The 14077-nt window shown below is 59.8% G+C and carries 13 protein-coding genes and 1 tRNA gene; 5 read left to right on the forward strand and 9 right to left on the reverse strand.

Annotation, left to right across the window (positions count from 1 at the left end):
• The 3 genes from PO883_RS27660 to PO883_RS27670 form a co-directional block, all read left to right on the forward strand.
• Positions 1-470 (forward strand): hypothetical protein (locus PO883_RS27660; protein ID WP_289312628.1); only part of this gene is annotated, 470 nt, incomplete at its 5' end.
• Positions 471-524: 54 nt separating this feature from the next.
• Positions 525-1427: a hypothetical protein gene (locus PO883_RS27665; protein ID WP_289312629.1), complete on the forward strand. Its 903-nt coding sequence runs from the start codon at positions 525-527 to the stop codon at positions 1425-1427.
• A 44-nt stretch (positions 1428-1471) separates the two neighbouring features.
• Entirely contained in the window at positions 1472-1954 is a 483-nt protein-coding gene (locus tag PO883_RS27670) for an AP2 domain-containing protein (RefSeq protein WP_289312630.1), read from the forward strand.
• A 337-nt stretch (positions 1955-2291) separates the two neighbouring features.
• On the opposite strand, the gene PO883_RS27675 is transcribed toward PO883_RS27670, so the two are convergent.
• The 4 genes from PO883_RS27675 to PO883_RS27690 all read right to left on the reverse strand — a co-directional run bounded on the left by PO883_RS27675 (position 2292) and on the right by PO883_RS27690 (position 5012).
• Positions 2292-2501 carry a transcriptional regulator gene (locus PO883_RS27675; RefSeq protein ID WP_289312631.1) on the reverse strand — a complete coding sequence of 70 codons (210 nt, stop codon included), beginning with the start codon at positions 2499-2501 and terminating at the stop codon, positions 2292-2294.
• A gap of 349 nt (positions 2502-2850) precedes the next feature.
• Positions 2851-3060, reverse strand: coding sequence for a hypothetical protein (locus PO883_RS27680; protein ID WP_289312632.1), 210 nt, complete (start codon positions 3058-3060; stop codon positions 2851-2853).
• 327 nt (positions 3061-3387) lie between these two features.
• Positions 3388-3786, reverse strand: coding sequence for a hypothetical protein (locus tag PO883_RS27685; protein WP_289312633.1), 399 nt, complete (start codon positions 3784-3786; stop codon positions 3388-3390).
• Positions 3787-4238: 452 nt separating this feature from the next.
• Positions 4239-5012 (reverse strand): replication initiation protein, encoded by a 774-nt coding sequence (locus PO883_RS27690; protein ID WP_289312634.1) that lies wholly within the window; start codon positions 5010-5012, stop codon positions 4239-4241.
• Positions 5013-5370: 358 nt separating this feature from the next.
• Here PO883_RS27690 and PO883_RS27695 point away from each other — a divergent pair, with 358 nt between their 5' ends.
• A complete protein-coding gene (locus PO883_RS27695) occupies positions 5371-5694 on the forward strand; it encodes a helix-turn-helix domain-containing protein (protein WP_289312635.1) in 324 nt (107 codons plus the stop codon).
• Between the two features lie 202 nt (positions 5695-5896).
• Here the strand turns inward: PO883_RS27695 and PO883_RS27700 are convergent.
• Positions 5897-5972, reverse strand: a tRNA-Arg gene (locus tag PO883_RS27700).
• Positions 5973-6258: 286 nt separating this feature from the next.
• Between PO883_RS27700 and PO883_RS27705 the strand changes: the two genes are divergently transcribed.
• Positions 6259-7383: a hypothetical protein gene (locus PO883_RS27705; RefSeq protein WP_289312636.1), complete on the forward strand. Its 1125-nt coding sequence runs from the start codon at positions 6259-6261 to the stop codon at positions 7381-7383.
• A gap of 27 nt (positions 7384-7410) precedes the next feature.
• Here PO883_RS27705 and PO883_RS27710 read toward each other — a convergent pair whose 3' ends face one another.
• From PO883_RS27710 to PO883_RS27725, 4 genes are all read right to left on the reverse strand, one after another.
• Positions 7411-8892 (reverse strand): UdgX family uracil-DNA binding protein, encoded by a 1482-nt coding sequence (locus PO883_RS27710; RefSeq protein ID WP_289312637.1) that lies wholly within the window; start codon positions 8890-8892, stop codon positions 7411-7413.
• Positions 8868-10100, reverse strand: a complete 1233-nt coding sequence (locus tag PO883_RS27715) for a putative DNA modification/repair radical SAM protein (protein ID WP_289312638.1) — start codon at positions 10098-10100, stop codon at positions 8868-8870. Before PO883_RS27715 ends, PO883_RS27710 begins: the two co-directional genes overlap by 25 nt.
• A gap of 116 nt (positions 10101-10216) precedes the next feature.
• Positions 10217-12463: a bifunctional diguanylate cyclase/phosphodiesterase gene (locus PO883_RS27720; RefSeq protein ID WP_289312639.1), complete on the reverse strand. Its 2247-nt coding sequence runs from the start codon at positions 12461-12463 to the stop codon at positions 10217-10219.
• A gap of 309 nt (positions 12464-12772) precedes the next feature.
• A complete protein-coding gene (locus PO883_RS27725) occupies positions 12773-14077 on the reverse strand; it encodes a multidrug effflux MFS transporter (protein WP_289312640.1) in 1305 nt (434 codons plus the stop codon).

Genomic DNA, 14077 nt, shown 5'->3' on the forward strand with positions numbered 1-14077 from the left:
TAGATTGCAAAAAAGAGTTGGAAAAATATCCAGTTCATCCACATGGCGGCAGAGATGAGGAAGAAAATAGGATCAACGATGAGCAGTCTCATCACGTTGTGCAGCATGCAATATTTATGGACGGAAAGCAAAAACTGTCCAGTTCGCTTGAATCTCCAATCTGTACTGGGTATAGTTTTTCCGCTGCTCCGTGTATCGCTTTACGCGGTGGAACTAAAGATGTCACCAGCCCACATGGTAAGGCTACTTTAATGCAGAGGGAGCATGCTAATGAGGCCGAGGCAAGTGGGCGTCCATACACGTACGGCAAAGCTAAAGATAATGCCGAGAAACAGTTAGAGGCGGGCGAGCTTACGAGTAAAGAGGCAAAGTGTGTGATGGCCGTTGTTGACGCGTGGATAAAACGCTTGTGTCCGAAGATCAACGACAATACTATTGTTCGGATACCTTGGTCGAAAAACAACACTTAATATCGCTGGCGCATTGAGACTTTCACTTTCCCAATTAAAAAAAGGGTAGCTAAAATGGCAATTTTTAATGACACGCATGATAATCGAAAAATTGAAATGGATTTGTTCAAGGTAATTCCAGGAGAGAAAGCCAATGAATATCTGGTCCATGCGTGCTGGAACTATGAAGGGGATGACCCAGAAGAAATTGTTAGCGGCGTGTTCGCGGTGTATGCTGCAGCCGGGAAAATAGAATGGAAGTTGCTTTTTAGTATTGATACATGGGTGACTTCAATTTATCGATTTACACCCAGTTGCTATATCCTCGGAACAGCGTCAGGCGAACTAATAGATGTCAAAAATAGTAAGCGTGTAGTCCACAAGACTGGTCAATTTGGCGGCGTCATGTCCATCTGGGGTGTGGATGAAAAGAATTGTTGGTTTGCACACAGCAAAGGTTTGTCCCACTGGGACGGCGCCACCATTTCCCGAAATTTCCCAACACAGTGGATTAACTTAATCCAGCCTGTTCACCCAAATACTGCTATCGCTGTCGGAGCCAAAGGTATTGTTTTGCGTTTTGATGGCTCTGATTGGCATCAAGTCGACTCAGTGCCAACCAATAAACAGTTGATAGGACTCCATTGGGTTTCCGACAAAGAAATATACGTGTGTGGTTGGGACGGAGTTCTATATCGATGGAATGGGCAGGATTACTGGGAAAAAATCGATGTAATTCACAACGGCGAAAATGTTAAACATGTTATTTATTGCGTTATTGAATATCTGGGGGCGATTTATGTAGGGCTGGGTCGATTCGGGTTATTTAAAGTGGAAGGTAAAAAAGCGACACAAACCAAACATTTCTTTTGCAGTCGAATGGCTGTTATTGAAGGAAAATTGATTCTCACAGGTTCAAATTCCTTGGTCGAGTTTGACGGGACCAATTGGCGCAACGTCACTATTACTCTCGTTTAGTCCTTCAATACTGAAAATTCACTCACACCGGAAGACGGCATCCGATGACGAAGCCCTATGGAATCTCACCTTATAGGTATAAAAACCCCGATGGAGAATGGGTGCAGCTCGGATGGAGGGTGTTGATCCGGCGACGTGGGTATATTGTCGACCGCCGACTCAATGCCGAACAATTTGGGGGGATGGACGCCGCCATGCGGGCTGCTATTGCTTTCCGCGATGAGGTCAACATAGAATGTGTTCCGTTATCCAAGCGCGAGGTTTGCGCCACAGTCCGCACCACAAACACGAGTGGAGTTCCAGGGGTAATTCGTACGCGCGACCGTGGCCAGGATTATTGGAAGGCGAGGCTCCTAACTGGTGACGGTGCCAACCGCACGCGACAATTTTCCATAAAAAAATACGGCGACCAAGCGGCCTTCGACCTTGCGGTTCATGCACGCTCGCAGATGCTTGAACTGGTGCAGGGTTTCTACGTCCTGCATCCTGATATTAAGAGCGAAACACGGGCGTTTCCGATAGCATAATATCCGCTGATGCGTCGACCGTGCAAGGTGGAGCCGGAGGAGCATCCGTATGCGCGAGTGCCGGAGTGCGACGTGCCCGGCGTCGGGATTACGAATGTGAAGACTGTGACCGCTGATGGGAAGACCTACACAACAAGATACTGGACTTCCATGGTCCGAGATAAAGCCGGGCTACCCAAGCGTCGATATTTTTCGGCGGCAAAATACGGGGAAGAAGAGGCAAAGCGACTAGCGATCGAGCATCAACTTCGTGCGGCCCTGACCACGGACACCCCGAGCGACGGCTCCTGAGTCAACGGAGTAGTCTGACAGTGACTGTTGAGGCCGATGCCATTGCTCATAGGCCGATGAACTCCGTTTGCATCTTCTCGGTCTTCGGATCGACCAGACCCAGCTTGAGGCCGCGTCGCTTGCCGTCCAGGGCAGCGAGATAGAGCTGCAACGCCTTGCGCATCAGCTCGCCCCTGTTGGTTGCGTTCGCCTCTACTGCCTTGTCTATGTCCCTGTTGAGGTCATCGGACAGAACTACATCGAATCGTGCTGACATGATCGAACCTTCCTCGTGAATTATGCAGTGATTATGTGGGTAGTTGAAGAATCAGGCCAGACCGTATGCAGCGGCGGACGGCTCCCTGTGCTCCAAGCTCTGAGGCTCCCTTTGGCTTGAGGCCAGGGTCAGCCGTCACGCAGGTAAGTCCTGTAATGTCGCCTGCAAGCTCTAAAGCCTCCCAGGTATAGCGAGTTGCATTTGAAAACTGGTCGACCTGCGACCCATCAGCATGAACTGACGATAACTGCAACTGACCATCAACTCAATGGCTCTGCTAGCCAAAGGGTGAGCGGTGCGGCTGGGTTGTCGACAGCAACATTGTTCGGCAGGCCGATGTTACTTTGACCTACTCCTGCGGAGGGTTTTTCAGGCGATGCGCAATGCAGAACCAAGCAGTGACGACGAATGTAAAAACCGGCGCCCAGGCTTTAACCTCGCCCGGCATTCGTTCGCTGTAATAAGTATTCAGCAGCAGCCAAAACGCGCCAGACATGACCAGCCCCACGCCGCAGATCACGCCCACATCACGCCAAATTTTACAGGTGTAGTTTTTCATAGAATCATGGCAAGAAACGTAATAAGTCCGGGCGGCGCCGTGGTAAATGCCCAGCAAAGCGCTCGTATCGCCGCCGCCTACATCACCATTGTAGTCACTCGTGGCAGCTTCTATCGCTGCGGCAGCGACTACTCTACGCCGTATTCTTTGTTTCCAGCACGCGGCCCTCGATCTCCTCGTGCGTATCCATCAGGTCTTTGCGTTTGGCCCCTCGGATCAGTTTGAAACGCAGGTTGCTACACCAAGCCCGTCGATGCCGCGTACTCTATGGTAGAGCCACAAAGTGTCTGCCGCGTCGCTGGCAGCTCGTAGAGCACGCCTTGCACGTCAATTACCCGACTGCCCACGATGCAAGGCACGGACGGACACAACTTTCAAGCTCTTGTCGCCTGCCAACGCCCACGCTTTGACTTCAAGGTTTTCCCCAACGAGCCGGCCTATTGGGTTTGCTGCGTACTTCAAAAGCGCGATTGACTCATCGAATCTACCCAGCATCCGCAGGAGTTCGACACGGCGCATTGAGGCGTCGGCAGTCACTTCTAGCAGTTCCAAGAGCCGCATCATGTTTTCCTCACGAGCGATGTTGGGCATTGCAGGCTCAAGCCTGGACATTGTTCCGTCGTCGAGCACCCGCTCATGATCGTTGCTCATCCACCAAAGATGGCGTCGCAGAAATAGTTCGCGGGTTGGGGAGAGTGTGCGTGCGTGTTTTATCTTACGGTCCACACTAAGGTTCCGCAACGACCTCCTATGCTGTGCGTCTTTCCATTCGCCAGGAACATCACGCCACGCCTGCTCTGCGGCAAGGTGGCCGTGTTTATCCCCATTCCACCTTGCGATCACGCGTGCGAGTGGCCCGACTTCAGGCGGCTTGCGAGGCAAGGTCCCCACAGAATCGCAGTCTTCGCGCCACAAAATTGTTGAACATCCAGGGCAACCTACGACCAAGCACATGTCAACCAAACCGTTCTCCTGCTCGCCACCGTCCGACCACTTAGTGCCTGCACCCGTAGGGCGAAATGAAGCGAGCCGCGCCCACGTCAGCAGGGTCCCGCAGGACGGGCATTTATATACAGCAGGAGGCGCAAAGCGAGTCATAGTGGTATGGATGAGAGCAAACAAAAAGACAGCAGCAGGTAATGCCGGGCCATCACGTTGGACCAAGTTGCCAGCGGCCTTTAGCCGGCGTACGGTATCGTGAGGGGCATGACCTCCGCAGTATCCATCTTGTCGATGAGCCACGCTGTTAGCGTACCGATGTCACGCGTCGTAAAGTCATGGAACTTAGAACGTGACATCCTGCGCCACGGCTCCTCAGTATCCGTCAATTCGATCAGTCGGTCTGCCTGCTCGGCTGACACCAACCTCTTTAAGCGCATTTTTACCCGGTCCAACAGGCGCGGCCACTGGATAACTCTTCGAGGGCGTCGCGGCTGAAGCTTGCTCTTGGACTTTGTCGGCTCCAGCGCAACCAGAAGGATGTTGTCGCTTCCTTCGTGTTCCTCCTTCAGGGTGATGCAAAGCGGCGCGCGGCTCCTGCTGGCCTCTGACTTAGCAATCGCGTCCAAAAGATGCTGAACAAAAGTGTCAGTGAAATTCAGCTCGAAAGCATCGTCTCGTGTCCACATACTTGAGGCCCACGCGAAGTGCAATTCAGTACCGTTGCCAAACTCAATCTCTACCGTTCGGCCAAAAAGTGCTTCAGTGGCGGCCCCAAGACGGCGGTATGCTCTTTTCCCATTCAATCTGACGTGCTGGGCAAACTCGGCGACAGGTAGCAGCACTGGCATGCCTCTATGCGCCGTCGTGCGAGGGTCGCGCGAGAGGCCTGCCGCCAGCCTGTAAAGAATGTATCGCTCGTCGTCGGATAGATTTCTTGCACTGCGGGCGATGGCGTCCGTGGGGTCGATGTCTCGGGCATGGTCAACATCGCCGGTCCAGGTGATCTGCATGTTGCTACACGCAAGTGAAGTGCAACGTCGTCTGTGGAAACTGCCCCAACGACCGTGGTGTATCACTCTCTTTGGTGATCTGCATGGCCTTCCCCTGCCCAGCGCAGAAAGCCCCGGCCTCTTTGAATGTCGCGGCCTTGATAGTGCCTAGCGACGCAGCCGGGCTGTTGTCCTCACGGACGATCATGTATGTGTCCTTGCCAGTGAGGACGACCCCGGTAGTAGACGCGCAGCCTGTTAGCAGCAAGATAGCGTAAAAAGATTTCTTCAACTGGAGCATTCCCGATTTCGACGATTAAGACGCCGATTCTACGTTTATCGTAGAGAAATATCCAAGGTAATCTACGATTATCGACGGATGCCGTCACTCCCCTTGCAGAAGCCTTCAACGTTTGCGCGTCGCCTCCGCGAAGTCAGACTGCGTTCGGAGCTGCCACAGGACAAGCTCGGAGTGTTGGCGGGGCTGGAGGAGTCGTCGGCAAGTGCTCGGATGAGCCGGTATGAGAATGGCATTCATGAACCGTCGCACAAGTTCGTCGAAGCTATAGCCAAGGTGCTAGGAGTTTCTACGGCCTATTTCTACTGTGGCGACGACCGCCTCGCCGAAATCATCTTGGCTTACTCAGAACTACCTGAACACAAACGACAGGCACTACGTCAATGCGTCACTGAACTGCAATAGGTAGAAGTCGTCCTGCCAAGCGTGATGTGACCCGTCTCCCGCCTGCCGTCACCCCGTCCGGAGACGCGGCGCAAGTGCTGCTCAATGGAGAACTGTTGACCAAAAAATCCTACATTACCCCTACATAGGAAAATTTTTTCATCGAGGAACGAGTGGCCGCACGATTGATAAATCGCTAACCAATTGAAATTAAACAGATTTTTGGTGCGGCTGGCGGGGATCGAACCCACAACCCTTGGCTTCGGAGGCCAATACTCTATCCATTGAGCTACAGCCGCATTTCTGGTCCGATTCGGACTCTTGGACGACCTGAACGGTCGCACGCATTATAGCGCCCGGCCGCCCCCCCGCCCAAGGGTTTTCGATCCATTCGCCATCTTCGCTCCCCGCAGCCCCCGCGCGCGCGCCGCCATGCCCCCCGCCCGCCGGGTTGTGGCGGCCGCGAACCGCCACCGCAACGATACGGCGCAGGCCTGCGGTTTTGTCCGGCCACAAACTACCGATGTACGCGTGCATGGACAATGGGGCGCTGGCTATCGCCCGGAACCGATGAAGGAAGGTGCCATGAATAGACGCTTTGAAACATTCTTGGACACGTCGCTGTGGATCAGCGCCGTGATAACGCTTCTGTACCACTTTCGCTTCCTCATGTTTGTCGACTACGACGCCTTGCACGAAAAATCCCACCTCGATCAAGTGTTTTATTTCTTCACCGGACTGGGGCATGAATCCTTTGCCGTGTTTTTCGTCCTGAACGGCATTTTCGCCGGCCTGCTCCTGCGACGCATGGCGCCAGCGCAGGGCGAGCTTGCCTTGCTGCGCCGCTGGTGGCACTCACACCTGGCTTTGCTGCCGGTGCTGGTCCTGGGCGGCCTGCTCGACCTGGCCGGTGCGCATTTCCTCAATGGCTCGGGCCTGTATTCGGACTTTCCTGCCTTTAGCACAGTGACCCTGAGCTGGACCGCCTTTTTCGGCAACCTGTTCATGCTGCAACCCGCGCTGGTGCCTACCTTCGGCAGCAACAGCATGCTGTATCTGTACGCCTACTTGTGGTGGTCATGCTGCCTCCTGGTGCTGACGCGGCGCGCATGGCGCAGCGGCAAGCCATGCAGCATGGCGATCGGCGCTGCGCTCGTGCTCGCCCTGGCGATAGGGATGCCGCCGGACTTCTGGCCCTGGCTGACCATCTGGCTGCTGGGCGTGGCGGTCGGCCTGCGCGGCCCGTGGCCGCGGCCCCCGCTTCATCCGCTGGCGGCCTGGGCCCTGCTGGCCACGGCCATCCTGTTTTCGCGCCTGACCGGGGCCCGCACCGACCTGCTGCCGGCGCCATGGGGGCACATGCTGATGCAGTGGAAGTACGTGCTTGTGGGAATGGGATTTGCCGTGCTCGCCACCATACTCCACCGTAGTCCGAAGCTCCCGGCTGGCGACGCGGCGGCGCCCTCCTTGCTTGCCAGGATCAACCGCCATCTGGCCGCCGGCGCCAGCATGGCCTTCCTGTTTCATTTTCCCCTGATGATGATGCTCACCGCCATCGGTGCCGACCTGTTCGGCCATCAGTTGATGCAGCAGCCGGGGCTGCTGTGCTATGTGTTGCTGGGATGCGCAGTCACCCTGTGCTACGCAGCAAGCCATGCGCTGGCGCGCTGCATCGGCACGCCGGACGGCGGTGCCCGGCTGATCGCATGAGCTTCCCGCCCTTGTCGCGGCCCGCCCTTACGGCGCCGCCCCAGGCAGCGCCAGTTCGCGCGCCTGGCGAAAGCCGTCGACCATCACGCCAAACGCTTGCGCCTTCATGTCCTCCCCGGGCACGCGCAGGATGTAGGACGGGTGATACACCACCACCACCCAGCGCCCCGCGTGCATGAAGGGTTTGCCCAGCACCTCCTTGAGCGTCGCGTGCGGATTGCCCGTCACCGCCTTGAGCGCGGTACTGCCCAGGGCGACGACCACTTCCGGCCGGACCTGTTCGAGCTCGCTGCCCAGCCAGTAGCTGCACGCGTCCACCTCGCGCTGGGCCGGCGTTTTATGCATGCGGCGCTTGCCGCGCGGCTCCCATTTGAAGTGCTTCACGGCATTGGTGAGATAGATCGTACGCCGGTCCAGCTCGGCCTTGGCCATGGCGCGGTCGAGCAGTTGCCCGGCCGGGCCGACGAACGGCAGGCCGGCCAGGTCTTCCTGGTCGCCCGGCTGCTCGCCCACCAGCATGATGCGCGCTTCAAGCGGACCGATGCCGCCGACCGCCTGGGTCGCGTTCTGCCACAGTTCGCAGCGGCGGCACTGGTCGAGCGTGCTGGGCGCCTCGCGCTGCGGCTGCGCCTTGTCGGCGGAAATGGGAATGACCGTACCGCCGCGCTGCCCCACGCTGTGGGTCTGGCCCACCTTGCGCGCGCCGGCGGCCGCCTGCGACACCATCCCCGGCACCAGCGCGCCCTCCGGCAGGTTTTTCCAGAAGCGCGTGGGGATGTGGCCGTGCATCAGGTCGGCATTGAGGCGGGCCGGGTTGAAGATGCTGCGGTAATAGGTCAGCCACAACGCTTCGCCGGCATCGTCGATGTCTTCCGGGCCGCGCATCAGCGGGCCGGTGCTGTGCAGGGTGGCGCCATCCCACAGCACGCTGGCCTCGGGCGTGGCGATCATCCACGTGACACGTCCCATGCGGCTGGCGAAGTGGCGCGCCACCTGCGGCAGCACATCGTGGGCCGGCTCGAACCAGGCCACGAAACGGGGCGGACCGGCGTCTTCGCGGCGCTCGCGAAAACGGATGTAAGCGTGCATGTCGTGCTGCTCGCGCTGCACCGCCTTGACCATGGCGTGCAGGCGGGCGCCATCGTCGTCGGCCGCCGAGAGCACGTCTTTTTCGCCTTGCTGCCAGCGCCACAGCACCAGGTACAAAAACGCCCAGCGGTTCGGCACGCGGCAACAGGCGGCGCTTTGCAGCATGTCCATCAGCTGGCGCGAGATGCGCATGGTGGACGTGCTATGAGGTTCGACCGCATCCGGCGCCGGCGGTTGCGCGCCCTGCGAAAACAAATCGCCGTCATCCTTGTGCGAAATCCATTGCACCGCGTGGGGCGGCACTTTGTGCGCCAGCAAGTCGCGCGCGGCATGGCGCCACTGGTCGAAGGAATGGACCAGTACCGGACGCCCGGCCGCGGCGCAAGCGGCCGCGCTTACGCCGCCTGCAATTGCGCCCATAAATCCAGCTGCCGGGGTGAATGCTCGGCCATCGAGCGGCGCAGCACCTCGGACGCGGTAGTGTCCGATGCAGGTCGGTAGTCGGCCGTGACGATGAAGGGCGCGATTTTTTTCATGCTGCAGCGCAGGCGGGTCAGGTCGGCGTAGCGGATGCGGCGCAGGCGGCGCAGTTCCACCAGCCGTTTGGCGTTGCGCAGGCCGATGCCGGGCACGCGCGCGATCATCGCTTCCTCGGCCATGTTCAAGTCCATCGGGAAATGCTCGCGGTGCGCCAGCGCCCAGGCCAGCTTGGGATCGATGTCGAGCGCCAGGTTGCCGGCCGCCGGCAGCAGTTCGGCCGCATTGAAGCCGTAGCCGCGCATGAGGAAATCGGCCTGGTACAGGCGGTGCTCGCGCTGCATGGGCGGCGGCGCCAGCGGCACGCTGTCGGGGCTGTGCGGAATCGGGCTGAAGGCCGAATAGTAGACGCGCTTGAGCTTGTAGCTGCCGTACAGGGTTTCGGCGGTGCCCAGGATGGTGTGGTCGTCACTGGCATCGGCCCCGACGATCATCTGCGTACTCTGCCCGGCCGGCGCGAACTTGGGTGCGCGCGCTTCCCCGGCCTTTTCGTCGAGCTTGCGGCGGATGGCCCCCATCGCCAGCTTGATGGTGTGCACGCTTTTTTCGGGTGCCAGGCGCGCGATGCTGCCCTCGGTCGGCAGTTCGATGTTGACGCTGAGCCGGTCGGCATACTTGCCGGCGGCGGCGATCAGGGCGGCATCGGCATCCGGAATGGTCTTGAGGTGGATATAGCCGCGAAAATTGTGGACTTCACGCAACTGCCGCGCGATGGCCACCAGTTGTTCCATGGTGTAGTCGGCCGACTGGATGATGCCGGAACTGAGGAACAGGCCATCGATATAGTTGCGCAAGTAAAAATCGAGCGTCAGCTTGACCACTTCATCGACCGAAAAACGCGCGCGCGGCACGTTGGAGGTGCGCCGGTTGACGCAATACTGGCAATCGTAGACGCAGAAATTGGTCAGCAGGATCTTGAGCAGGGAGACGCAGCGCCCGTCCGGCGTGTAGCTGTGGCAGATTCCCATGCCATTGGTGGCGCCGATGCCCTCCTTGCCCTCGGAGCTGCGCCTGGGCGCGCCGCTACTGGCGCAGGACGCGTCGTATTTTGCCGCATCCGCGAGGATTTCCAGCTTGTCGGTCAGTTCCATGGGCCAGGCGCTCAACTGTATATATATACAGTATCTTACACCATTCCCATGGATGGGCGCAGGCGCTGTGCGCCAGGATGTGCAGTCTTGTCAGGCCTCTTGCGGCGCCGCTGCCCTCAGGCCCGCTTGGCCTGCGGCATGGCCTGGCAAGCGGCCAGTTGCACTTCCTGCTCGCGCAGCACTTCCAGGAAGCTGGCCAGTGAAATCGGATGATGGAACAGGTAGCCCTGCATGGTCAGGCAGCCGTTCGATTTGAGGTAGCGCGCCTGCACCTCGGTTTCCACGCCTTCGGCGATCAGGTGCAAACCCAAGCCGCGCGCGATCGAAATGATCGCCAGGATGACCGGATAATGCCCCTGCTCGTCGTGGATTTCCTTCACAAACGACTGGTCGATCTTGATGGTGTGGATCGGGAAGCGGTGCAGGTAGGACAGCGACGAGTAGCCGGTGCCGAAGTCGTCGATCGCCACCGACACGCCCAGCTGGCACAGTTTGTTCAACTGCTCGATCGCATACTGCGGATTGCGGATGCAGATATTCTCGGTGATCTCGACTTCGATCTGGGCCGGCGAAATCCCGTAGCGCTGCAGCGCGCCGCGCATCTTCTCGAAAAAGTCGCCGCGGTCCAGGTATTGCGGCGACAGATTCAGGGACAGGCGGATCGCCTCGCCGCCGTTCTCGTTCCACACCAGCATATCGCGGCACAAGGCGTCCAGCATCCAGTCGGAAATCGGCAGCATCAGGCCATTGTCTTCGGCGAACGGCAAAAACTCGTTCGCGCTCAGCACGCCGCGCTGCGGATGGTTCCAGCGCATCAGCCCTTCGGCGCCGATGATGCGGCCGGTGATCACGTCGATCTGCGGCTGGTAGTACATTTCCAGCTCGTTCTGCTCGAGCGCCTTGCGCAGGCTCTGTTCCAGCGCGATCTTCTGGTGCGACACGTCGAGCATCGAGTTGTGATAAAAACTGTGGCCGTTCTTGCCCAGCGCCTTGACCTGGTACATGGCGATGTCGGCGTGGCGCAGCAATTCGTCGATCGACTCGCCGTCGCCCGGATAGATCGCGATGCCGATGCTGGCCGAGACGTGCACCTGGTGCCCATCGAGGTCGAACGGCAGGTGCAGGCAGGTGAGGAACTTCTCGGCGATCGCCTTCGCTTCGCCGCGCCCGGCCAGTTCCGGCAGCACGATGGTAAATTCGTCGCCGCCCTGGCGCGCCAGGGTGTCGCCATCGCGCAGGCATAGCTTCAGGCGCAGCGCGACCTGCTGCAGCAGCTCGTCGCCCTTGACGTGGCCGAGCGTGTCGTTCACCAGCTTGAAGCGATCGAGGTCGATGAACATCACGGCCAGCTCGGTGAGCTTGCGCTTGGCCTGGATGATGGCCAGCCCCAGGCGGTCCTTGAACAGGATGCGGTTCGGCAGGTCGGTCAGGATATCGTGGTAGGCCTGGTAGGAAATGACTTCCTCGGCGCGCTTGCGGTCGGTGATATCGCGCGCCACGCCGTAGGTGCCGTAGAACTCGAGCTTCTTGACGTCGTGGTCCGGCACATGCATGCCCATCGAATTGAGCGAGATCGTCATCAGGGTCGTGTTGAACGCCCGGTTCTGGCCCGCGCGCGCGTGGCACTTGAGGCGCAGTTCCACATTGCGCGAGGCGCGCTCGTCGACCCGGCGCTCGTTGAAGGCGTAGCGCGCGCGCTCCAGGTCTTCATCGTGCACCAGGATGGTGTAGTGCTGGCCGATCAGGTCTTCGCGCGCGAAACCGAGCAGCTGGAAGGCGCGGTCGTTGATGAAAGTGAAGCGGCCCTCGTGATTGAGGGTGTAGATGATGTCGGGCGAGCTGTCGACCAGGTAGCGGTACAGCTTCTCCGAGTTTTCCAGCTGCGAGGCGATGCGCTCGTTGGCCATGGCCAGGCTGCGCTGCTGCAGCGCGTTGCCGACCGTCTTGAGCATCTCTTCGCGGCTGTACGGCTTGCGCAGGTAATCGTAGGCGCCGCGCTTGAGCGCGCCGATGGCCGCCTCGATGCCGACGTCGCCGCTCATCACGATCACGTCGGCGTCGATCTCGCGCTCATTGATGAAGTCCATGATCTCATGGCCGCTCATGTCCGGCAGGCGCAGGTCGAGCAGGACCAGGTCGAAGCGGCGCGCGCTCAACTGCGCCAGCGCCTCGGCGCCGCTTTTGGCGGTCACCAGTTCGAAGCCGCGGTCGCGCAGCAGTTCGTGCAGGGCCGACAGCAGGCGTGGCTCGTCGTCGATCAGCAGGATGCGCGGCTGCGCAGGGAGATCGGCCGCGCCGAAAGTGGCGCTCGGCTCGGCGGCGGAAGCGGCCCGCGACAGCGCGCTGGCAGGATTGTCGTTCATTGGAGCCTTAAACGGAATCCATCGTCCGCATCCGCAACGCGCACTTGTCCGGCTGGTGCGGGAAACCGTGGGGGCAGGGCACGCCCTGGCCGCTTGCGAAGATCATTGTCCGAATGCTGCATTGTGTCGAAAACTGCCGCCAAATGGTCGATGGTTGGAGGTGGCGCACAACGCAATGCGGCCACGACGAAAAAGTCAACATGCACCTGTCGCGCGCGGGGTTTGGGCAGCATGTCAGGTTTTAAAAACGGCTATCTTAGCATATATGCACGAATGTTGACCCGTGGAACATTACCCAAGGCAAAAGTTTTATTGTAGAGGCTGCTTGTGGGGCACACTCCGGAGACTGTCGGAACGCCGGCGGCGGTACATGCGCGACGCCACCCACAAGCCCAGTGCGCACAGGGCGAAACCGACCTGCCCCATGGCCAGCCACAGCATCGAGTGCGACAGGAAGGGCGCGATCACGCCCGCCACCAGTGCGCCCAGCAGGGTCACGGCGAACGACTGGCACGAGGCGACCGTGCCGCGGATGTGCGGGAACAGGTCGAGCGCGAGCAGGGTGGCGCCGGGAGCGATCAGCGACATGCCGAAGGTGTAGAAGAACATCGGCGCCACGCTCCACGGCAGCGCCGGTGTAAAGACGCTGTGATACAACAGATTGGCGAGGGCGGCGGCCAGCAAGAAGCCGAAACCGATGCCGATCTGGCGCGCGAAGGTGATCTTGCCGGCGATGCGGTTGGCCGCGAGCGCACCGAGGAAAATGCCGGCCACCGTAGGAATGAACAGCCACCCGAACTGGTCGGGCCCCAGGCCCAGGTGCAGCGGCAGCGCCACCGGCGCGGCCGCAATATACAGGAACAGGCCGGCGAAGTTGAAGGCCACGATACCGGCCTTCATGTGGAACAGGGGCGAACTGAAAACGGCGCTGTAGTTCTGCCACAGGTAGCGCGGATTGAAGGCCTGGCGCTTTTCCGGCGGCAGCGTTTCGGGCAGGCGCCGGTAGCAGAAAATGAACAGGATCACGCTGTAGGCCAGCAGCACCAGGAAGATGGTGCGCCAGTCGGAATACTTGACGATCCAGCCGCCCAGGATCGGCGCGATCGCCGGCGCGATGGTGAAGATCATGGTCACCAGCGAGAGCAGGCGCGCCGCCGGCGCATCGTCGTACAGGTCGCGGATGATGGCGCGTCCCACCACCATCCCGGCCCCGGCCGACACGCCCTGCATGATGCGGAAGATCCACAGATAGTGCACCGAATGCGAGGCGGCGCAGCCGAAGGTGCCGATGGCGAACACCACCAGCGCGCACAGCACCACGTTGCGGCGCCCGAAAGCGTCGGCCAGCGCGCCGTGCCACAGCACCATGCCGGCAAAGGCCAGCATGTAGGCGGTCAGGGTTTGCTGGACCTCGATCGGGGTGGCGCCCAGCGAGGCCTGGATGTTGGGGAAGGCCGGCAGGTAGGCGTCGATCGAGAATGGTCCCAGCATCGACAGCCCGGCCAGCAGTGTCGCCAGGCCCACCATGCCGGGCACTGCGCGCCTTGGCGCCGGCGCCAGGGGCACCGGCGTGACGGGATCGGGCGGCAGGTCGGGCGGCGGGCTGGGGAACAT

It is taken from the genome of Massilia sp. DJPM01, from assembly GCF_030348125.1.
Taxonomy (GTDB): Bacteria; Pseudomonadota; Gammaproteobacteria; order Burkholderiales; family Burkholderiaceae_D; genus Telluria_A; species Telluria_A frigida.

Bases quoted from the DNA above. Each gene is read 5' to 3' on its own strand.
- PO883_RS27665 (WP_289312629.1), top strand. From the start codon at position 525: ATGGCAATTTTTAATGACACGCATGATAATCGAAAAATTGAAATGGAT.
- PO883_RS27670 (WP_289312630.1), top strand. From the start codon at position 1,472: ATGACGAAGCCCTATGGAATCTCACCTTATAGGTATAAAAACCCCGAT.
- PO883_RS27675 (WP_289312631.1), bottom strand. From the start codon at position 2,501: ATGTCAGCACGATTCGATGTAGTTCTGTCCGATGACCTCAACAGGGAC.
- PO883_RS27680 (WP_289312632.1), bottom strand. From the start codon at position 3,060: ATGAAAAACTACACCTGTAAAATTTGGCGTGATGTGGGCGTGATCTGC.
- PO883_RS27690 (WP_289312634.1), bottom strand. From the start codon at position 5,012: ATGCAGATCACCTGGACCGGCGATGTTGACCATGCCCGAGACATCGAC.
- PO883_RS27695 (WP_289312635.1), top strand. From the start codon at position 5,371: ATGCCGTCACTCCCCTTGCAGAAGCCTTCAACGTTTGCGCGTCGCCTC.
- PO883_RS27705 (WP_289312636.1), top strand. From the start codon at position 6,259: ATGAATAGACGCTTTGAAACATTCTTGGACACGTCGCTGTGGATCAGC.
- PO883_RS27710 (WP_289312637.1), bottom strand. From the start codon at position 8,892: ATGGGCGCAATTGCAGGCGGCGTAAGCGCGGCCGCTTGCGCCGCGGCC.
- PO883_RS27715 (WP_289312638.1), bottom strand. From the start codon at position 10,100: ATGGAACTGACCGACAAGCTGGAAATCCTCGCGGATGCGGCAAAATAC.
- PO883_RS27720 (WP_289312639.1), bottom strand. From the start codon at position 12,463: ATGAACGACAATCCTGCCAGCGCGCTGTCGCGGGCCGCTTCCGCCGCC.
- PO883_RS27725 (WP_289312640.1), bottom strand. From the start codon at position 14,077: ATGTTCCCCAGCCCGCCGCCCGACCTGCCGCCCGATCCCGTCACGCCG.